This is a genomic window from Bradyrhizobium genosp. SA-4 str. CB756 (assembly GCF_000473125.1).
In the GTDB taxonomy this organism is placed as follows: Bacteria; Pseudomonadota; Alphaproteobacteria; order Rhizobiales; family Xanthobacteraceae; genus Bradyrhizobium; species Bradyrhizobium arachidis.
Genome location: NZ_KI421499.1, coordinates 3532297 through 3551210 on the forward strand (window position 1 = coordinate 3532297; position 18914 = coordinate 3551210).

Below are 18914 nucleotides of genomic sequence, written 5' to 3' on the forward strand. Positions count from 1 at the left end.
GCGGCCGCCTATCGTTTTCGTCGGAGCTCCAGCGTCTGTGACGGCGTCTCGCCGAACTGGTTGCGATAGCTTCTGGAGAAGTCGCTGAGATGCCAGAAGCCGAAGGCGAGCGCGACGGCCTTGACGCTGTCGGCTCCGCCCAGCAGCCGCTGGCGCACCAGCCACAGCCGGCGCAGGCGCAAATAGCGATGCAGGCTCATGCCGCGATAGCGGCGGACGACGTCATGCATGGTGCGGACCGGCACGCCGAGCTTGCGCGCGAGGTCCTCGGTGTAGATGGGTTGAGACAGATCGCCGGAGAGCAGCGCGCGGATATCCTGGAAGATCTTGAAGTTGCGCGTGTCATTCGGCCACACCGTCCATCGCGCCGGAACGATGTCGGCGATGGCCGCATCGACGGCAGCGAGCAAGGACTCCCTCATCGCGGCCGCCTTCATCGGCACCTCGGCGGCATCGACGGGCTCCGATGCGGCGGCGACCACCTCTGTGACGGTTCGCCGCAGCCGATGCAGGGCGCGATCACTGGTCTCGAACAGCTTGAAATTCGACTTCGCTTCCGGCCAGCCACGATCCTTCACCTCCGGCCTGAACACGACAGAGCCGATCTGACGCTGAACCTCCTCGATCGTGGTGTAGGCCGCACCGCTGCTGCCGACGACGATGACCGCGCGATCGCGCTGCGCGCCGTTGAAACGAATGGGCACGTCGAGATCGTCCATCGCGAAACCGATCGCGGTGCAATCGCCAACGAGCTGCGCATCGACGACGCGCGGAAACGCGCGCGTGACGTTCACGTCGCAGCCGGGCAGGTGCAGGATGATCTGCTCGGTCGCAATCCTTCGCACGAATGGCGTGAACTCGATGTTCAGCCCGCGTATCGAACTGCGAAACTCGTCGACGTCGAAAAACCGAAATATCTTTGGCGCTAGCAATGGCGCATCATCAATGCTGCTCATGACAAATGAAAAGTCGCGTCCTGACCGACGCGCGTCCGGCAATACCGCCGATCTGAGTTCCCCCTTTCGGTTCCCCAGTTAGAAGCGAAGGAATCATCCTACTCGTCACGCTTCAATTGGCGAGTGTCCCATCTCAAAGGACAAGTCGTCGCAACTCGCCTCGCCGAATTTCGATAGCGATTCCGGTTGCATCGACGGTGCATTAATACCCCAGCGTTCAACGTCTAAATTTCAAATTAACCGCTGTGCGGCGCAATCAGGGGCGTTGAATAGTCGAAGTTCATTTTGAGTACAGGCTCCTGCCATGATGGCAAATTCGCCTGCAGATATTCTGGTTGAATTGGAACAGGCGGTCGAAACGTGTCCGCTTGACCGTTGCGGCCGTATCCTCGCCGGCATTGTGCAGTTGCTCACTGGCAGCTGCGACCGGTCGCAGGAAGTGCTCGCCCACGTGGTCGACGGCGTTCTGCTCCGATTGACGGAGCGGGTCGAGGCCCGCGCATTGGCCGAGCTCAGCACCACGCTTGCCGAGCTAAAGGTGGCGCCGCCCGAGACGTTGCGGCGCCTTGCCGCGCACAATGATCCGGACGTGGCATGTCCCGTTCTGCTCAAATCACAGATGCTCGGCTCCTCCGATCTTGCGGCCGTCGCGGCTTCCGGCGGCGAGCGGCAGCAACGCGCGATCGCCGCCCGGGACGACATCGAGCCGGTCGTGACCGAAGCACTTGTGCAGCGCGGTGGCCCGATCTGCCTCGCGCTGATCAAGAACCCCGGAACCAAATTCTCCGACGCTGCCTACGCCGCGCTGATCGCGAAGGCTGGAGAGGACGGCGAGATTGCGAAGGCGCTGGTGCTGCGGCCCGGCACGCCCGACCTCGTCGTGCGGAAGCTGCTCTCCGCCCCACCCGGCCAGAAGGCGTCGGCCAAGCCCAACGCGTCCGCCGCGCCGCCCGCCCAAACAGCCGCGCCGGCGCGACCCTGCCCGGCCGACTATGCCGGCGCACGGCCGGAGATCGTCGCGCTCAACCGCGTCGGCAAGCTCAACGATTCCACGGTGAACCGCTTCGCGATCCGCGGCGAGACCGCCAGCCTGTTCACGGCGCTGTCGGTGCTGTCAGGCGCTCCGATCGAGGTCGTCGAGCGCATCATGGCCGACGGCGATTGCGAGGGCCTGGTGATGGCCTGCCGGGCGTCGCGGCTGAACTGGGCGACTACGCTTGCGATCCTGAGCAACCGAAGCGGTACGCGGCTCTCCTTCGCCGAGCGCGAGCGCGCACACCACATCTACGAGACACTGCTTCTGTCGACCAGCCAATGGACGGTGCGCTGGGGAGAAATTGCGGCAAGCGCCAAAGCGAACGGTCGGTGAAATCGCGGCGCGACAATGGGGGAAAGCCAATGAAGTTCGACGGTCGAAAGGCGGCTCGCGTAAGGATGGATCACAAGCAACCCGTCAACCTGATGGGCTCGGACGGTACGTGGCGACGCAGCTGCGTCCTGCTCGACGTGTCGCAAACCGGCGCAAAGGTCGAGGTCGAAGGTACGCTCGACGTGCTCCAGGCCAAGGAGTTCTTCATGCTGCTGTCGTCGACCGGATTGGCTTACCGGCGCTGCGAGCTGATCTGGATCGACGGCACCACGGCCGGCGTTCACTTCATCACCGCAGATGGCAAGAGGAAGCAGAAGGCGAAGGCCGAGAGCGCGGCCCAGAGCAAGTAACCCAATCATTCATCCAGCGATTTGAAGCAAATGCGGTAACGTCCAGGTCAGACCGTGCAGAACGCGCGAACCATACAAAACCCCGTCAATCGAGACGGTATCCGGGAAACGGAGGCCGCGCGCCCTCTCGTGCAAGTGCTGGCCGACACGTCCGACAAACTGTCGGGCATTCGCTCGATCCTCGAAGAGAGATTTACCGTCGCCGGTGAACGGCTCGATGCCGACGCCAAGCTGTCGCAGGTGCCGTCCGCCATCGTCATCCGCGCGGAGCTACGCGACGTCGACAATATCGCCGCCATCAAGAAGCGCGCCGGCAAGCTCGCCAAGGCGAAGAAGCGCATCTTCCTGCTCGAGCACACCTCTCACGTCGGCATTTCACAGGCCTACGCGCTCGGCGCCACTCTCGTGCTTCCGGCGATGGTCACCCGGACCAGACTGCTGGCGGCGCTGTCCGATCCTGCCGACCCGGCCTCGGCCTTGTCGAATGATCCGGCCGGGCCGGACAACGCGGTCGAGGCCGCGGCGACCGCCATCGCCTCGATGTTCACCGCCGTCACGCTTGGCCAGCCGCTCGACGTGGACGGCACCAAGGAAGCCGGTCGCCAGATCGCCGATCGCATCACCCAGCACGGCCTGTCCGAATGGCTCACGACGGTACGTCGCCACCACGAGGGAACCTACCAGCATTGCCTGCTGGTCACCGGCGTCGCCATCGACTTCGGCTTGAGCCTCGGCGTCCGCCCCGCAGACCTCGAGCGCCTGTACACGGCGGCGATGTTCCACGACATCGGCAAGGCCCAGATTCCCCTCGCCATCCTCGACAAGCCCGGCCGGCTCGATCCGGAAGAGCGCGCCATGATCGAGACCCATCCTGCCGCCGGCTACGATTTTCTGAAAAACCACGACAAGATCACGCCGGAGATCCTCGATGCCGTCAGGCATCATCACGAATATCTCGACGGCAGTGGCTATCCGGACGCGCTCTGCGCCGAGAACATCAGCGACATCGTCCGTATTCTCACCATCTCCGACATCTTTGCGGCGCTGATCGAGCACCGCCACTACAAGCCGACCATGCCACGCACGGAGGCCTACAACATTCTCTGCGGGATGAATGGGAAGCTTGAGAAGGTGCTGGTGAGCTCATTCAAGCAGGTCGCGCTCACGCGATGAGCGCGTCGATCTCGTCTTCGCGATGACGCTTCATCGCGCCTTAGTGCGTGGCCCGGAATTTGGCCCGCTGCGGCATCGACCGGCAAGCCAGGCCTTCCGCAAGCAGCCTCATGTCCTCGCGTCTGCCGCTGCGTATGAGCCTGCTGAACTCTTCAGGTGTGAAGGGAAGACTTGGATCCTCATCGATCGGGCGCCGCACTCGCGGACCGAAGAACCACCGAACCAGGCTAGCCAGCCGCCGCATATCAATTCCCTCGCGCCAGCAACAAACCCTTTAGCCCGCATATTGTTCCTCCTGCACGATCGAGATTGCAAGAGGCCGTAACGACTCCGCACCAAAAATTTCCGCGAGAGAATATTCTCCTCCCCATGAATCGTCGTACTAATCGGCAAAACCGACGTAGCGCACGAACTCCGCGTTGTGCTCGCGATCCGAGCGCACCGCGTTCGCGGCAAAGTTGTCGTCGGGATAGCCCATCGCCACGCAGGTCATGATGACCTCGTCCTCTGGAATTCTGGCGACTTCGCGCACGATGTCGGAACGCATGATGCCCTGCCCGTTGATGACGGACCCGAGACCGCGGTCCCAGGCCGCGAGCACGATGCCGTAGCAGAGCGCGCCGAGATCGAAATGGCAGACCGCGCCGGGATCGAGCACGCGGTCATAGGTGAGGACCAGCGAGACCGGCGCGTCGAATTGGCGGAAGCCGCGCAGCACCCAGTCCTGCCGCATCGGCTTGTCGTCGCGCGCAATGCCCATTGCGCCGAACAGTTTCTTGGCGATGTCGACCTGCCGGGTGCGGTGCACGCCCTGGTACTCGCCATGGCTGACGATGTCGCGCTTGACCTTGGCGCCGCCAACCATCTCCTCCATGTTGCGTCGGCGCACCTCTTCCAGCGGCGCGCCAGTCAGCACGTGGACATGCCAAGGCTGGGTGTTCATCGACGACGGCGCGCGCTTGGCGCTGTCGATGATCGCCTCGATCACAGAACGGGCTACCTGCTGCTGCTTGAAACCGCGTACACTGCGGCGCGACTGGATCAGCGTCTCGAATTCCACCCTAGAACCTCCCTGCCCCTGCGTTCGCGCGCATTGCAATCGTAACGCGTCTGCGGTTGCCGATGCGGCGCGCCAAATCTATGCTAGCGCGCAAGCAAGACCAAGAACCCTTATGAGGATCATCATGCCTGCACCGCTCGATCCCGTCATCGCCCAGATCATTCCGCTGCTGCCGCTGCGCGATCCCACCACGATGACGCCACAGAGCGCTCGCGATTCCTTGCGCGAACTGGCTGCCTCGCGCGCGGCGGTGCCGCCGCCGCCCGTCGCCAGCGTGCAGGATATCAAGGTGAAGGGCGGCGCCGGACCGCTCGATGCGCGTGTCTACCGGGTCGGCACCACGCCGGCGCCGACGGTGGTGTTCTTCCATGGCGGCGGCTGGGTCGCGGGCGATCTCGAAACGCATGACCGCCAGGCGCGCAATCTCGCGATCGAGACCGGCGCCGTCGTCGTCTCCGTCGATTATCGCCGCCCGCCGGAAACCCGCTTTCCCGGCGCCTTCGAGGACGCCTTCGCAGCGGTCAGCGACGTGTTTGGCCGCGTCGCGGAATTTGGCGGCGATGCCAAGCGCTTCGGCGTTGCCGGCGACAGCGCCGGCGGCAATCTCGCGGCCACCACCGCGATCGCCTGCCGCGATGCCGGCATCAGGCTTGCTGCGCAGCTGCTGGTCTATCCCGTGACCGATACGGTCGGCCTCTATGCCGACGTCAGCGAGAACGCGCGCTTTCCCTCACGCGCGGAAAATGCCGATGGCTACTTCCTCACGCGTGCCACGATGCAATGGTTTTGCGGCCACTACCTTGCCGATTCCGCTCACGCCGCCGATTGGCGCGTCTCCCCGCTCCGCGCCACCTCGCTCAAAGATCTCGCGCCGGCGGTCGTGACCACCGCCTGGTTCGATCCGCTGCGTGACGAAGGCGCCGCCTATGCGCGGGCGCTGGAAGGTGCCGGCGTGCCGGTGAGGCAGCATGAGGGCCCCGGCCTGATCCACGGCTATTTCGGCCTCGGTGATGCTTCCGAGGCGGCACGCGCCGAGGCGCAGCGCGCACGGGCCGATTTCAAGGCGTTGCTCGCGCGCGGAATCTGAACCGCAGATGAATGGCAACAGCTGCGATTGAGCATGTGGCGCGCGATCCTGCTTGATTGCGCCACGATTCGCGGCTCCAATCCGCATGCCATTTCTGGTTTAGGGAGACACCCATGATGAAGCGGATTTTCCTCGCAGCGATCGTTGCCACCTTTGCAGCAGGCTCGGCCTTCGCGGACGACACCTGCGAGAGCAAGGCCGTCGGCAAGGACGGCAAGCCGCTGGCCGGCGCCGCCAAGACCTCGTTCCTGAAGAAGTGCAAGGCGGACGCCTGCGCGCCCAAGGCCGTCAGCGCCGATGGCAAGCCGCTCGCCGGCGCCGCCAAGAGCAGCTTCATGAAGAAGTGCGAAGTCAGCGCGTAGCGCCCGCGGAGCTGCGGCTTCTCTGAACTTACTGCCGCTTTAGCGAGCAATCGCTCGTGCCACGAACTCGATGCCCGGGCTTGTCCCGCCTGCGAGGCCGAAGCCTCTTCGGCGAGGCGAAGGCCCGGGCATTCGCGTTCTGGTTTCCGAATGGAGATAGAGGGTGGGGAGAATCGTCGCCGCCACAACGCGGGCGCCGCGCACTCCAGCCAGCCAACTCATCCGGCGATACTACAACCCTAGACAGAAAGCTCCGGCTGACGGATCATGCAGTGCTGAGCGAAACGGGGCGCATCGACGAAGGTTTCCAGGAAAGGGACGTCAAGATGTGGCAACTTCGAGTGCGTCATCAGATCATGGCGACAGTGAGCTTGCTGTTCGCGCTGCTCATTAGTCTTGAAGCTGCGAACGCGAGGGGCCCCGGTCTGCCCAACGTCATGGTTCTGGCCACCGGCGGTACGATCGCCGGCAGCGGCGCGAGCAGCACCACCGTGGTCGGCTACACCGCAGCCACGGTGGGCATAGAGACCCTCCTGAACGCCGTCCCCGAACTGAAAACGGTGGCTAACGTCAAGGGCGAGCAGGTCTTCCAGATCGCCAGCGAGAACATGAACAATGACTGCTGGCTCAAGCTTGCAAAGCGCGTCAACACGCTCCTCGCGCAGGATGACGTGGACGGGATCGTGATCACGCACGGCACCGATACGATCGAGGAGACCAGCTATTTCCTGAACCTGGTCGTCAAGAGCAGGAAGCCCGTCGTCATCGTCGGCGCAATGCGGCCGTCGACGGCGATCAGCGCCGACGGGCCGATCAACCTCTTCAACGCGGTGATCCTCGCAGGCAGTGACGAGGCCGTCGGCAAGGGCGTGCTCGTTGCTCTCAACGATCAGATCAACGCGGCGCGCGACGTCACCAAGAACAACACCTCGACGGCCGACACCTTTCGCACCCCGGAACTCGGCTTTCTCGGCTACATGCAGGGCAACAAGCCGTATTTCTATCGCCAATCGACGCGCCGGCACACCGCGGACTCCGAATTCGACATCTCCAACCTCGATGCCCTGCCGCAAGTCGATATCGTCTACGGCTACGCCAACATGAACCGCGTCGCGGTCGACGCCTTCGTCGCCGCCGGGGCCAAGGGCATCGTGCATGCCGGCGTGGGTGACGGCAGTCTTGCCCGGCCCGCGGTCGAGCCGGCTCTCGATGAGGCCCGCAAGAAGGGGGTCGTGATCGTCAGAAGCAGCCGTGTCGGCAACGGCATCGTCGCGCGCAACGGGGAAGCCAAGGACGACGAACACGACTTCGTCGTCTCTGATACGCTCAATCCGCAGAAGGCGCGGATCCTGCTGATGCTGGCGCTGACCAAGACGACCGACACCAAGGAAATTCAGCGGATGTTCTTCACGTATTAGATCGTCCGACGCGCGGTCGCTCCACGAACTCGTCATGCCCGGGCAGAAGCGCGTCTTCGCGCTAGATGTCCGGGCATCCACGTTCTTGTTTCCGTGTAGCAAAGGCCGTGGATGGCCGGGACAGGCCCGGCCATGACGGCGATCACTCCCGCCTGAACCGATAATCGAACGCGGCTCCGAACGGCTTGATCAGCCCCACCGTCGGCGCCGGGAAATGCACCGGCAGGATCAGCGTGTCCGTGTCCGCGACGGAGGCGAAGAACGTCCGCCGCGACACCGCCGACTGTTTTGGATCCCAATCCGGCTTCGCCGACCAGTCCGGCTCGCGGCATTGGATCTGGTGATGCATGAGATCGCCCGCGACCACCGCGCGCTGACCTCTCGAAAAGATGTTCACGCAGCAATGGCAGGGCGAATGCCCCGGCGTCGGCGTCAGCGTGACGGTGTCGTCGAGCGCGTAGTCGTCGTCGACCAGGAGCGCCTGCCCGGCCTCGACAATCGGCAGGCAATTGTCGCGAAACACGGTGCCCGGCGGATTATTGCCCTTGGCATGCTCGGCCTCCCAGGCCGCATACTCGCCCTTGTGGAAGACGTATGTCGCGTTCGGAAACGTCGGCACCCAGCGGCCGTCGCGCAAGGTCGTGTTCCAGCCGGTGTGGTCGATGTGCAGATGCGTGCAGAACACGTAGTCGATCTGCTCGAAGCCGATCCCGAGCGCGAACAATTCGTTGCGCCAACGCTCCTTGCCGGGGAAGTCGAATGGCGGCGGATGGCCCTTGTCCTCGCCGGTGCAGGTATCGACTAGGATGGTGTAGCGCGGCGTGCGCACCACAAAGGTCTGATAGGTGATCACCATCATGCCGCGCGCGGCGTCGAACACCTCCGGCTCCATCGTCGGCAGATGCCGGGCGAACACGCCCTCTTCATAGGCCGGGAAAAAATCCTGCGGCCGCCGCCACGGCCCTTCCCGCTCGATCACCGCATCGATCGCGACGTCGCCGATCCGGAGTTGCTTCATGACTATATCGCTCTCCTGCTCTCCATTTACGCCTCAGGAAGGCCTGCCTTGCGTAGACCCTCGGCGACGCGAATTCGCTGTTTCAGGCAGATTGGGTTATCGGTTGGAGAGCTCACGTCGTATTGCGCGATGCTGAACCCGGGCGTGAGGCTGAGCCCCGCCTGCACGACGTCCCGTGCTTCGTCGTTCCGCCCGAGATGAGCTAACGCGGCTGCGAGAAAGAAATGTACGAACGGAGCGATGTTCCGGTTGATCGCGATCGATCGCTTGAACCATCGCGCGGCAGCTTCGTCCGCTCCGAGATAGGATTGTGCGACGCCTGCCGTATTCATCCAGGACGAGGCCTTTGTGTCGCGAGGCGAAAGCCTGAATGCTTCCATGATGTGGGCTTCGGTCTCCTCGGCTCGGCCGAGATAGCATTTACCGAGCCCTATCCACCCATGGGCGGTCGCCAGGTTTCGATCCAGCACCAAGGCCCGCTCGCATTCGGCAATGCCCTGGGCGGCGCGCCTGGTGAAGATCTGGACGACACCCATCAGGCAATGCGCTCTCGCGTGATTGGGCGCCCGGGCAAGTATCGGCACCAAGGACTCCTCGACCGCCCGCAGGGGCACCGTCCGGTCTATCAATCTGGACGTCGCTCGCATGGCATCGACGTCGGCGATGCCCACCATGGCCTCGACGTTGGTGGCGTCGAGGCGGAGCGCCTGTTCGAAGAACGGACGAGCCTGCGACAGGGTTGCAGGATCGGTTCCGCGATTCAGATAGGCCATGCCCTGGAAGTACAGGTCCATCGAGTCAGGGTTCGGCATCGTCGCCGCGCGCCGGGCCTCCACCACGACCAGCTCGGTTCCAAGTTGATTGGCAAGGCGGGCGCCGATCTCGTCCTGCATGTCAAAGAGGTCGGCGACCTCCTTATCGAACCGTTCGCCCCACAAATGATTGCCGGTCTCGGCGTCAATGAGCTGGACGTTGATGCGCATCCGGCTTCCCGCCCGCTGCACCGAGCCAGCGAGCACGTAGCGAACGCCGAGCTCGCGGCCGATCTGCTTCAAATCGGCCTGCGCCTTCTTGAACGTGAAGGCGGTGTTCCGGCCGATCACGTAGATGCCGGCCATCCGCGACAGGTCCGTGGTGAGGCTCTCCGTCACGCCATCGACGAAATAGTCCTGCGCGGGATCGGGGCTCACATTGGCAAAGGGCAGGACCACGAGCGACGGCTTGCCCGCGGCGGGAGTGGGCGGTCTGCTGGCGGCTGCTGTTGCCGGCCCGAGCGCCTCGCGCACAGTCGCGACGAAGCGGATACCCCTGCGTGGAAAGGTCTTGATAAGCCGCTGCTCGTCTCCGGAATCGCCGATCGCCTTCCGCGCTGCATTGAGCCGGGTGGTCAGAGCGACGTCAGATACGGCGCGGCCTTGCCAGATCGCGTCGATCAAATCGTCCTTGCTGACGACGCGCTCGCGATTGGCGATCAGATATCCCAGCAGGTCGAACACCTGGGGCGCGATGGCGATGACGTCGGCACCACGGCAAAGTTCGCGCCGATCGGTGTCGAGAGAGAAATCGTCGAACGAATAGCGCAAGCCAAGTCCCCGCCGCGTTCCATGGCCGATATTCCGTTGCTCGCGCTCAAGAATAAGCGGCCGGTAAGGAAAAAGTAAGCCGCCGGGAAAGCCTGTTTCGTTCATTCCTGAAATGCTACACCCGCAGGTAGAGCCTGCACGGACGCATTGGATCGGGTCGTGGAGACAGGTGATGATCACACGTCGTGACGTATTGACCGCATCGGCCGGCATCGTGCTCGCTGTCGCGGATCGCGTAGCGCCGGTGCTCGCGCAGCCGCTCGCGAAGACCGTGCATGTCCTGACAGGCTTCACGCCGGGACTGCAGGACGCCCTGGCGCGGCTCGTGACCGGCCAGATGAGCGACTATGCGGAAATCATCGTCGTCGAGACCCGGCCGGGCGCAGGCGGCCGCATCGCGGTCGAGGCGGTGAAGAATGCCGACACCGACGGATCGGTCATGCTACTGGCGCCGCTGGGCTTCATGATGTTCTTTCCGCACGTCTATCGGAGCTTGCGATACCAGCCGAGCGATTTCACGCCGGTGTCGACCGTCGCCTCGACCCCGACATTGCTGATGGTCGGCCCAAAGGTGCCGGCCGATGTCAAGACGCTGGCAGATTTCGTGGCCTGGTGCCGCGCCAATCCGAAGCTCGCCACTTTCGGCACGCCGGGCGCCGGAACCACGCTGCATTTTCTCGGTACGACACTTGGCCGCAGCGCCGGCTTCGATTTTCTTCACGTACCCTATCAGGGCGGTGGCGCGATCCAGGATCTGGTCAAGGGCGTGATTGCGGCGGCCGTCATGCCGATCGGCAGCGCGCTCGGGCTGGTCCAGTCCGGCGATCTTCGTGCGCTGGCGACCACCGGGCCACGCCGCAGCCCGTTCGTACCCGCGGTGCCGACGATGCGGGAAGCCGGCTACCCGGCGCTCGAGGACCTCACATGGTTTGCATTCTTCGTTCCGGCGAAGACGCCGGCGCCGATCGTCGAAAAGCTCAATGCCTCGATCCAGGTGGCCGTGCGCACCGACGAGGTCCGATCCGGAATGGCGAAGCTGGCCTTCGAGCCCGACGTGATCGCGATGGGAGACTTCGCCCGGCTGATCGCATCCGAATCCGACCGCTGGAAGGCGATCGTGCAGGCAACCGGGTTCGTGCCGACCGATTGACGCGGGTTTGCCAGGGAGGCAACACATGAACCAGCCGGCATCCGTCCACGATCTGGTGCAGTCGCATCGCATCACAGCGGTGATCTATACCGCCGCGAAGCTCAATCTCGCCGAGGCCATCGGCGACGCGACGAAATCGGTGGCCGAGCTCGCCCGTCTGGTATCCGCCGACGAGAGCGCATTGCGCAGATTGCTGATCGGCCTGACGACGCTTGGCCTGTGCAGGCAGGCCGACCACGACCGCTTCGCCATGACCGAGCTCGGCCGGCAGCTCGACGAGCGCGCCGAGCCGTCCTTCAAGGATTGGGTGCTGTTCGAGGGCGAGATGCTCGCGCAAGCCTGGAGCGGACTGCTCGATTCGGTTCGCACCGGAAAGACTGCGACGCAGCTGCGTGGCGATGGTGACGACCGCTATGCCGTGACAGGCCACGCGACGGAGTGGAACCGTCGATTCAACGCGGCAATGGTCAGCCTCACCCGAAGCATCGTGCCGAAAATCGTTGCGGCCCACGACTTTACCGCCGCACGCGTCGTCATGGATGTCGGCGGCGGCACCGGCGAATTGATTGGCGGCGTGCTCGAGCGCAATCCCCATCTTCAAGGCATTACCCTCGACCTCGCGCGCTGCGAGGCGGACGCGCGCGCACGCTTCGGCCGGCTCGGCATTGCCGGCCGCTGCAGGTTCGTCGCCGGCAGCTTCTTCGAAATCGTCCCAAGCGGGGCCGACACCATTTTGATGAAAAGCATCCTGCACAATTGGAAGGACGACCGCTGCGAGGCCATTCTGCGCAACTGCCGCCAGGCGTTGCCGTCGAGCGGCACGCTGATCCTCGTCGAGCGGATCATGCCGGAGCGTGCCACCACAGAGCCCAAGGACCGCTCCTGCATCATGAGCGACCTCAATATGCTGCGTGGCCCCGGCGGCTGCGAGCGCACTGAAGCCGAGTACCGCGGGCTCGCTGTCCTGGCCGGCTTCGCTTTCGTGGGGACGACCGATATCGGTTCGTTCAGCTTGATCAAATTCAGGAAGGTCGATGAGTGAGGCGGCCAGGGTCGTGCCGACCCGTGCGCCGTCACGAATGCTGTCGGTGCGCTAACAAATGTGGTGCGACTTGATCGCCGGGTTGCGAGTGACCCAGGACGGGCCACGTCGAGGTCAGTAAGCCGCATCAGTATGGGGCAGAAGGACGCAGGCGGCCCCCTGACAGCCTCGGCTGCGGTCGCCGCCAGTAAGGGTTCTCCAGGCACATCGCGGCAAGTCCGATCGCCGCCACCCGGCACTGATCCCATGTCGTATAGGCGCATTCGAAATAGGTGCTGCCACCCCACTCCCATTTCTGCAGGCAGACAGGGGACCTGGGATCGAAAGTTTGAGCAGTAGCCGAGGTGATCACCAGGATCATCGCACTGCTCAGGATTAGCCAACGGAGCATCCGCATCGCCACCTCCTCGAATGGGTCATCCAGGTTACCGGTTCTACCGCCGCTCGCGTGTCGAACGGAGACGCTTTGCGGCGTTTCCATCCACCTGCATTGCTCGCAAAGTTACGTGAGAGCATCACGATAGCCGCTTTGGCTCATCGGCGAATTAGCGATGCCTCTCAATTAGATTCGCCGGATGGGGAACTCTTCACATTCGACCGGCACCGGAGACCATTGATCTGGATCAAAGGGCCGGACGATTTATGCAATCTCAACTTGCGTGACGTTGGGAACCATCGACGTCTGTCACATCGAACTATGGGGGCAGCCAACACACCTGCAACGTAGTGGAGAGACCGCCATGGCCGTCAATCTCATTTCAGCTGTACAACAGCTCTTGACCCCTGAAGTCATCGCGAAGATCGCCTCCTTTCTCGGCATGGACCAAAGCACTGCGCAGAAGGCCGCTGTAGCGGCCATCCCGACAATACTCGCCAGCCTGTCCGATCTGGTTGGAACCCCGGCTGGCGCCAATCAACTGTCAAAACTGCTGTCCCAACAGCAAGGCAGCAATCCCATCGATCTGCTGCACAGCTCCGGCGCTCCGGGCCTTGCTCAGATGGGTTCGAGCATGTTGTCCGGACTGCTTGGAGGCCGAACCATGGACACCATGGGCCAAGCGATCGGCAACTTCGCGGGAACGGGTGATGCCGGCGGCAAGTCGTTGCTCGCCGTGGTGGGCCCGTTGGTCCTGGGTATGCTCGGTCGGCAGCAGCGTGACGCCGGGGTAGATGCAAACGGACTGGCATCACTTCTGCGATCGCAGAAAGATCAGTTCATGGCGGCGATCCCCTCGGGGCTCGGTGATCAACTCAGCGCCTTGGGCCTGATCGACCAAACGCGCAGTGGAATGGCGACGGCCGCCGCCACAGGGAGCCGGATCGCCGGCGCTTCCGGCGCCACTGCCGCGAGCCAGGCCGCCATCGCCGCCGGCCGGACGCAATGGCCGTATTGGCTTGTCGCGCTGGCTATCCTTGGTGGTTTTGCCTTCTTATATGCGCTTCAACGTCCGACCGAGCAGACGGTCGCTCAGAGTACAACTGCCACGCGGCCCTCGACCGCAACCGTCGGCATGGCACCCGCGGATTTGACCGTTGACGGGGTGAACCTGGCGAACCAGGTCAATTCGTCCCTTGGTACGCTGAAGGCTCAACTGCCAACCATCACCGATGAAGCCAGCGCGCAGGCGGCCATGCCGAAGATCAACGACGCCATCTCACAACTGGATGGCATCACGGCGCGGGCGGCCAAGCTTTCGCCAGAAGCACGACGCGCGCTAGCCAAGCTGATCGTCGCGGCCGCGCCGGCCATCAATGAGATGTGCGACAAGGTCTCGGCGACGCCGGCCGGCACGATCGCAAAGCCTGTGATCGACAATCTTCGTGCCAAGCTCGACGAGCTGGCGAAAGTCTGAGACGCCACACGCAACAAGACTCGCCACACCTCAAGCGACGGGAGGTGTTTCGCAGCCTCCCGTCCGGCAGGTTGAAAGGAGAAGACTCATGGCCGACAAGACCAATTTCACGAGGGATGAATGGGCGCTCCTCTTGAGAAGCCCGATGAATGCGGGCATGGCGATCACGGCTGCCGCACCGAGCGGATTGTTCGGCCTTCTGAAGGAATCGTTTGCCGGCGGCACCGCGCTCGCCCAGGCGGCCACCGATCCCAATGCCAACCCTTTGGTAAAGGCTGTGGTCGCCGACTTCCAGACGAGCGATGGCCGGGCCGTCGCTCATGACGGGTTGAAGGCAGAACTCGGCCAGAGCGCACCGGCCGAGATCAAGAGCAAGACGATCAACTCGTTGCGCGAGGTTGCCACGCTGCTTGCTGCAAAAGCGCCAGGTGATGCCGCGGCCTTCAAGGACTGGCTGCGTCAAATCAGTCAAAAGACGGCTGAGGCTGCATCGGAAGGCGGAGGCTGGTTCGGTGGAGGCGTTCAGGTCAGCGACGCCGAGAAAGCAACCCTCGGCGAAATCTCCAGCGCGCTCGGCATCTGATCTCGGAGGACCGCACAGCCAACCGCTCCGCACTCTGCGCGCTTGGTTTAAGCGCGGACAACGCCCATGCGCGGCGACCGCCCCAAATCAACCTCAAACGCCGTCGACGATGACCGCGGAATGGGGAATCTCTAGTGGGCCGGAAAGTCAGATTCGCAGCGGCAGCCCTGATCGCTGTTGCGACAGGCGTCTACCTCGACAACACCAGCCTTCTGGCACCGCATCGCGACGGCAAGCCGGTGCTGCTCGCTCATCGCGGCATGGCCCAGCGCTTCGACGAGCGCGACGTGAAGAACGACACCTGCACCGCGACGAGGATGCTGCCGCCGGTCCACGATTATCTCGAAAACACCCTGCGTTCGATGCGGGCCAGCTTCGAGGCTGGTGCCGACGTCGTCGAGCTCGACGTGCACCCGACCACCGACGGCGAATTCGCCGTCTTCCACGACTGGACGCTCGATTGCCGCACCGACGGCCAGGGCGTCACGCGCGCGCAAAGCATGGCGAAGCTGAAGAAGCTCGATATCGGCTACGGCTACACCGCCGACGGCGGCAAGACCTTCCCGTTTCGCGGCAAGGGCATCGGAATGATGCCGACATTGGCAGAAGTTTTCGCGGCCTTCCCCGACAAGAAACTCCTCATCAACGTGAAGAGCCGGGACGCCAGTGAAGGCGAGAAACTTGCCGGCGTACTGAATGCGCTGCCGGCCGCGCGGCGCCGGGCGATCATGGTCTATGGCGGTGATGAGCCCATCGCGGAGGTCCGCCGCCTCACCCCCGATGTCCGCACGATTTCGCGCGCGGCCATCCGCAGCTGCCTGATCCGCTATATCGGCTATGGCTGGACCGGCCTGGTGCCCGCCGCCTGCCACAACGCGATGGTGCTCGTGCCGGTCAACGTCGCCCCCTGGCTGTGGGGCTGGCCCGATCGCTTCCTTGGCCGCATGACCGGCGCCAACAGCACGGTGTTCGTGCTCGGCCCCTACAGCGGCGGCGAATTCTCCACCGGCATCGATACGCCCGAATTGTTCGCCCGGCTCCCGCGCGGCTATTCCGGCGGGATATGGACCAACGAGATCGAGGCCATCGCCACGATTCCGGGCAAGAGCAAGGACTAGCTCCGCAACCCCGGCGCTTCCTAGTGCGAAACGAACGGCATCACATGCCTTGGCAAACTCTGCACGAAAGTTACTGTAGCTGCTCCTCGGAGAGATGCTGCGGTGACGACAGTCGAATTGCTGGCCGAGATGATCGGTACGCTGCCAGCGGACGAAGATACCGAGGCAGCTCTTGATTTCCTGGGTCAGCCTGACCTGATCAGGATCGTTCCGGCGGGAGAGGAAGCGAACGTTGCGTCGGCACAGCATTGGCTTCGAATTTACAAAATACGACAGGCGACCACGACGGAGGCCGGCATTGTCACACGCGGCTTCCCTTTGTTGCTGTCCGCACTGGAGAAGTTGCATCCCACGGAGCTGGTTGCCGTGACAGTCTTCGCCGCCCCCCAATGGTACGGCAGCTTCTGGTCAGATCAGGATGAGCGCCTCGTGGGCTTCGTGCTCGTGGAACGTCGATCTCCCGAAGAAGAGCAAAAGCGCCTGGAGTGGTTTCGGCGAAACCTGACGTAGCTCGCTACGATCGCAACCCCGGCGCTTCCTGCCCGGTGCGCGCGACATATTCCGTGTAGCCGCCGCCGTACTGGTGGATCCCCTCCGGCGTCAGCTCCAGCACGCGGTTCGACAGCGTCGCCAGGAAGTGGCGGTCATGCGAGACGAACAGCATGGTGCCCTCGAAATCCGACAGCGCCGTGATCAGCATCTCCTTGGTGGCGAGGTCGAGATGGTTGGTCGGCTCGTCCAGCACCAGGAAATTCGGTGGATCGAACAGCATCTTGGCCATCACGAGGCGCGCCTTCTCGCCGCCTGAGAGCACGCGGCAGCGCTTCTCGACGTCGTCGCCGGAGAAGCCGAAGCAGCCGGCGAGCGCGCGCAAGGAGCCCTGCCCCGCGGTCGGAAACTGGTCTTCCAGCGACTGGAACACGGTGCGTTCGCCGTCGAGCAGGTCCATCGCGTGCTGGGCGAAATAGCCCATCTTGACGCTGCCGCCGAGCGCCACCGTGCCCTCGTCCGGCTCGCTCGCACCCGCGATGAGCTTGAGCAGCGTGGACTTGCCGGCGCCGTTGACGCCCATCACGCACCAGCGCTCCCTGCGGCGGATCATGAAATCGAGGCCGTCATAGATGCGCTTGCTGCCGTACCCCTTGTGCACGTTCTTGAGCGCGACGACGTCCTCGCCCGAGCGTGGCGCCGGCGGGAAGTCGAAGGCCACCGTCTGGCGACGGCGCGGCGGCTCGACACGCTCGATCTTGTCGAGCTTCTTCACCCGGCTCTGCACCTGCGCGGCATGCGATGCGCGCGCCTTGAAGCGCTCGATGAACTTGATCTCCTTGGCGAGCATGGCCTGCTGGCGCTCGAACTGGGCCTGCTGCTGCTTCTCGTTCTGCGCGCGCTGCTGCTCGTAGAACTCGTAATCGCCTGTATAGGTGGTGAGCGAGCCGGAATCGATCTCGATCACCTTGGAGATCACGCGGTTGATGAACTCGCGGTCGTGCGATGTCATCAGCAGCGTGCCTTCGTAGTCGTGCAGGAATTTCTCCAGCCAGATCAAGCTTTCGAGGTCGAGATGGTTGCTCGGCTCGTCGAGCAGCATGACGTCGGGCCGCATCAGGAGAATACGCGCCAGCGCCACGCGCATCTTCCAACCGCCCGAGAGCTTGCCGACGTCGCCGTCCATCATCTCCTGGCTGAAGCCGAGGCCGGACAGCGCCTCGCGCGCACGGCCGTCCAGCGCATAACCGTCGAGCTCCTCGAAGCGGTGCTGCACCTCGCCATAGCGCGCGATGATCTCCTCCATCTGGTCGGCCTTGTCAGGATCGGCCATATCGGCCTCGAGCGCGCGCAGCTCGGCCGCGACCTCGCTGACGGGACCCGCGCCATTCATCACCTCGGCCACGGCGCTGTGGCCAGACATCTCGCCGACGTCCTGGTTGAAATAGCCGATGGTGATGCCGCGATCGGTCGAGACCTGCCCTTCGTCCGGCAGTTCCTCGCCGGCGATCATGCGGAACAGCGTGGTCTTGCCGGCGCCGTTCGGCCCGACGAGGCCGATCTTCTCGCCCTTGTTGAGGGCCGCGGAGGCTTCGATGAACAGGATCTGGTGGCCGGCTTGCTTGCTGACGTTGTCGAGGCGGATCATGGGGTCTTTTTGGGGATTTTTGCGTTGCAGCGTGATAGTCCATGCCGCGCCCCAGGGGAAGCCCGGCGAGGTACGGATTTCACCGCCAGGCCGACCTCCGACCATCGGTCCCGACGCTCTCAGGCGCCGTTCTGGCCGGGCTGACTGCTGGCCCGGCGTCCGCTTCTGGCCTGAAGCGAGCCCTCGTCCCTGCCGTCACCAGCAAACATCAGCGTCGAGCGCTGCAAATGACGCTCGCTCGATCATCGCGCGACATTGCCGCCACGACCGTGACGGGATTCATCGCGGGCATCATTTCAGGGTTGCAGCAGCGAGAGCAGGCGTTGCCGGTCCTGATCGCGGCATCGCTGCTCTTCCCGCATTCGTTCAAGCTCGGCCTCTGCTTTGGCCGTGTCCTCATTCTGCTGCTTCATTTCGACAATGAGCGCCTCTTGCTCTGCGAGCCGCCGTTCGCCTTCGACGACGTCGCGCTCCACCTGCTGCAGTTCATCGTATATCGCAGTCCTGTACATCATGATCCTCGAGCGGCTGTGCTGCGAATCCGCCGCAGAGTCATTTCCCTCAGGCCATCAGCCGTGCCGCAACGTCCATGATTTTCAACTCAATCATCTCCGCGAACGTTCCGGCTGATGCCATTTTTTCCCGATCATTATAG

At 63.7% G+C, this 18914-nt stretch carries 19 protein-coding genes; 13 read left to right on the top strand and 6 right to left on the bottom strand.

Annotation, left to right across the window (positions count from 1 at the left end; translation table 11 throughout):
- Positions 1 to 8: 8 nt before the first annotated feature.
- Entirely contained in the window at positions 9 to 956 is a 948-nt protein-coding gene (locus tag BRAGE_RS0117465) for a helix-turn-helix domain-containing protein (protein WP_027557714.1), read from the bottom strand.
- A 304-nt stretch (positions 957 to 1260) separates the two neighbouring features.
- Here BRAGE_RS0117465 and BRAGE_RS0117470 point away from each other — a divergent pair, with 304 nt between their 5' ends.
- The 3 genes from BRAGE_RS0117470 to BRAGE_RS0117480 are packed head-to-tail and all read left to right on the top strand — an operon-like array spanning position 1261 to position 3848.
- On the top strand, positions 1261 to 2325 hold the full coding sequence (locus tag BRAGE_RS0117470) for a DUF2336 domain-containing protein (RefSeq protein WP_027557713.1): 1065 nt from the start codon (positions 1261 to 1263) through the stop codon (positions 2323 to 2325).
- A gap of 29 nt (positions 2326 to 2354) precedes the next feature.
- Positions 2355 to 2675 carry a PilZ domain-containing protein gene (locus BRAGE_RS0117475; RefSeq protein ID WP_027557712.1) on the top strand — a complete coding sequence of 107 codons (321 nt, stop codon included), beginning with the start codon at positions 2355 to 2357 and terminating at the stop codon, positions 2673 to 2675.
- Between the two features lie 54 nt (positions 2676 to 2729).
- Entirely contained in the window at positions 2730 to 3848 is a 1119-nt protein-coding gene (locus BRAGE_RS0117480) for an HD-GYP domain-containing protein (RefSeq protein WP_027557711.1), read from the top strand.
- Between the two features lie 382 nt (positions 3849 to 4230).
- On the opposite strand, the gene BRAGE_RS0117490 is transcribed toward BRAGE_RS0117480, so the two are convergent.
- On the bottom strand, positions 4231 to 4908 hold the full coding sequence (locus BRAGE_RS0117490; RefSeq protein ID WP_027557709.1) for a nitroreductase: 678 nt from the start codon (positions 4906 to 4908) through the stop codon (positions 4231 to 4233).
- Between the two features lie 124 nt (positions 4909 to 5032).
- Between BRAGE_RS0117490 and BRAGE_RS0117495 the strand changes: the two genes are divergently transcribed.
- The 3 genes from BRAGE_RS0117495 (at position 5033) to BRAGE_RS0117505 (ending at position 7775) form a co-directional block, all read left to right on the top strand.
- On the top strand, positions 5033 to 5995 hold the full coding sequence (locus tag BRAGE_RS0117495; protein WP_027557708.1) for an alpha/beta hydrolase: 963 nt from the start codon (positions 5033 to 5035) through the stop codon (positions 5993 to 5995).
- A gap of 113 nt (positions 5996 to 6108) precedes the next feature.
- Positions 6109 to 6357 carry a hypothetical protein gene (locus BRAGE_RS0117500; RefSeq protein ID WP_035729798.1) on the top strand — a complete coding sequence of 83 codons (249 nt, stop codon included), beginning with the start codon at positions 6109 to 6111 and terminating at the stop codon, positions 6355 to 6357.
- Between the two features lie 80 nt (positions 6358 to 6437).
- Complete coding sequence (locus BRAGE_RS0117505) at positions 6438 to 7775, top strand: type II asparaginase (RefSeq protein ID WP_231164353.1); 1338 nt, start codon at positions 6438 to 6440, stop codon at positions 7773 to 7775.
- A gap of 142 nt (positions 7776 to 7917) precedes the next feature.
- Here the strand turns inward: BRAGE_RS0117505 and BRAGE_RS0117510 are convergent, their stop codons facing one another.
- A complete protein-coding gene (locus tag BRAGE_RS0117510; RefSeq protein ID WP_027557705.1) occupies positions 7918 to 8793 on the bottom strand; it encodes an MBL fold metallo-hydrolase in 876 nt (291 codons plus the stop codon).
- A 26-nt stretch (positions 8794 to 8819) separates the two neighbouring features.
- Positions 8820 to 10376 (bottom strand): winged helix-turn-helix domain-containing protein, encoded by a 1557-nt coding sequence (locus tag BRAGE_RS0117515; protein ID WP_027557704.1) that lies wholly within the window; start codon positions 10374 to 10376, stop codon positions 8820 to 8822.
- Positions 10377 to 10548: 172 nt separating this feature from the next.
- Here BRAGE_RS0117515 and BRAGE_RS0117520 point away from each other — a divergent pair, with 172 nt between their 5' ends.
- Both BRAGE_RS0117520 and BRAGE_RS0117525 read left to right on the top strand, forming a co-directional pair.
- Complete coding sequence (locus BRAGE_RS0117520; RefSeq protein WP_051377912.1) at positions 10549 to 11526, top strand: Bug family tripartite tricarboxylate transporter substrate binding protein; 978 nt, start codon at positions 10549 to 10551, stop codon at positions 11524 to 11526.
- Between the two features lie 25 nt (positions 11527 to 11551).
- Entirely contained in the window at positions 11552 to 12568 is a 1017-nt protein-coding gene (locus BRAGE_RS0117525) for a methyltransferase (RefSeq protein ID WP_027557702.1), read from the top strand.
- A 127-nt stretch (positions 12569 to 12695) separates the two neighbouring features.
- Here the strand turns inward: BRAGE_RS0117525 and BRAGE_RS0117530 are convergent, their stop codons facing one another.
- Positions 12696 to 13049 carry a DUF3551 domain-containing protein gene (locus BRAGE_RS0117530; RefSeq protein WP_322596941.1) on the bottom strand — a complete coding sequence of 118 codons (354 nt, stop codon included), beginning with the start codon at positions 13047 to 13049 and terminating at the stop codon, positions 12696 to 12698.
- Between the two features lie 259 nt (positions 13050 to 13308).
- Here BRAGE_RS0117530 and BRAGE_RS0117535 point away from each other — a divergent pair, with 259 nt between their 5' ends.
- From BRAGE_RS0117535 to BRAGE_RS0117550, 4 genes are all read left to right on the top strand, one after another.
- Positions 13309 to 14421, top strand: a complete 1113-nt coding sequence (locus BRAGE_RS0117535; RefSeq protein WP_027557700.1) for a DUF937 domain-containing protein — start codon at positions 13309 to 13311, stop codon at positions 14419 to 14421.
- Positions 14422 to 14509: 88 nt separating this feature from the next.
- Positions 14510 to 15004: a hypothetical protein gene (locus BRAGE_RS0117540; RefSeq protein WP_027557699.1), complete on the top strand. Its 495-nt coding sequence runs from the start codon at positions 14510 to 14512 to the stop codon at positions 15002 to 15004.
- A gap of 134 nt (positions 15005 to 15138) precedes the next feature.
- A complete protein-coding gene (locus tag BRAGE_RS0117545; protein ID WP_027557698.1) occupies positions 15139 to 16122 on the top strand; it encodes a glycerophosphodiester phosphodiesterase family protein in 984 nt (327 codons plus the stop codon).
- A 102-nt stretch (positions 16123 to 16224) separates the two neighbouring features.
- Complete coding sequence (locus tag BRAGE_RS0117550; protein WP_028146309.1) at positions 16225 to 16632, top strand: hypothetical protein; 408 nt, start codon at positions 16225 to 16227, stop codon at positions 16630 to 16632.
- A 4-nt stretch (positions 16633 to 16636) separates the two neighbouring features.
- Here BRAGE_RS0117550 and BRAGE_RS0117555 read toward each other — a convergent pair whose 3' ends face one another.
- On the bottom strand, positions 16637 to 18259 hold the full coding sequence (locus tag BRAGE_RS0117555; RefSeq protein ID WP_027557696.1) for an ABC-F family ATP-binding cassette domain-containing protein: 1623 nt from the start codon (positions 18257 to 18259) through the stop codon (positions 16637 to 16639).
- 227 nt (positions 18260 to 18486) lie between these two features.
- On the opposite strand from BRAGE_RS0117555, the gene BRAGE_RS56420 reads away from it, so the two are divergent.
- On the top strand, positions 18487 to 18852 hold the full coding sequence (locus BRAGE_RS56420; RefSeq protein WP_028146310.1) for a hypothetical protein: 366 nt from the start codon (positions 18487 to 18489) through the stop codon (positions 18850 to 18852).
- Positions 18853 to 18914 lie beyond the last annotated feature (62 nt).

Excerpts from the sequence above, each read along its gene's own strand:
- BRAGE_RS0117465 (WP_027557714.1), bottom strand. The coding sequence starts at position 956 with ATGAGCAGCATTGATGATGCGCCATTGCTAGCGCCAAAGATATTTCGG.
- BRAGE_RS0117470 (WP_027557713.1), top strand. The coding sequence starts at position 1,261 with ATGATGGCAAATTCGCCTGCAGATATTCTGGTTGAATTGGAACAGGCG.
- BRAGE_RS0117475 (WP_027557712.1), top strand. The coding sequence starts at position 2,355 with ATGAAGTTCGACGGTCGAAAGGCGGCTCGCGTAAGGATGGATCACAAG.
- BRAGE_RS0117495 (WP_027557708.1), top strand. The coding sequence starts at position 5,033 with ATGCCTGCACCGCTCGATCCCGTCATCGCCCAGATCATTCCGCTGCTG.
- BRAGE_RS0117500 (WP_035729798.1), top strand. The coding sequence starts at position 6,109 with ATGATGAAGCGGATTTTCCTCGCAGCGATCGTTGCCACCTTTGCAGCA.
- BRAGE_RS0117510 (WP_027557705.1), bottom strand. The coding sequence starts at position 8,793 with ATGAAGCAACTCCGGATCGGCGACGTCGCGATCGATGCGGTGATCGAG.
- BRAGE_RS0117520 (WP_051377912.1), top strand. The coding sequence starts at position 10,549 with ATGATCACACGTCGTGACGTATTGACCGCATCGGCCGGCATCGTGCTC.
- BRAGE_RS0117525 (WP_027557702.1), top strand. The coding sequence starts at position 11,552 with ATGAACCAGCCGGCATCCGTCCACGATCTGGTGCAGTCGCATCGCATC.
- BRAGE_RS0117530 (WP_322596941.1), bottom strand. The coding sequence starts at position 13,049 with ATGGAAACGCCGCAAAGCGTCTCCGTTCGACACGCGAGCGGCGGTAGA.
- BRAGE_RS0117535 (WP_027557700.1), top strand. The coding sequence starts at position 13,309 with ATGGCCGTCAATCTCATTTCAGCTGTACAACAGCTCTTGACCCCTGAA.
- BRAGE_RS0117540 (WP_027557699.1), top strand. The coding sequence starts at position 14,510 with ATGGCCGACAAGACCAATTTCACGAGGGATGAATGGGCGCTCCTCTTG.
- BRAGE_RS0117555 (WP_027557696.1), bottom strand. The coding sequence starts at position 18,259 with ATGATCCGCCTCGACAACGTCAGCAAGCAAGCCGGCCACCAGATCCTG.
- BRAGE_RS56420 (WP_028146310.1), top strand. The coding sequence starts at position 18,487 with ATGACGCTCGCTCGATCATCGCGCGACATTGCCGCCACGACCGTGACG.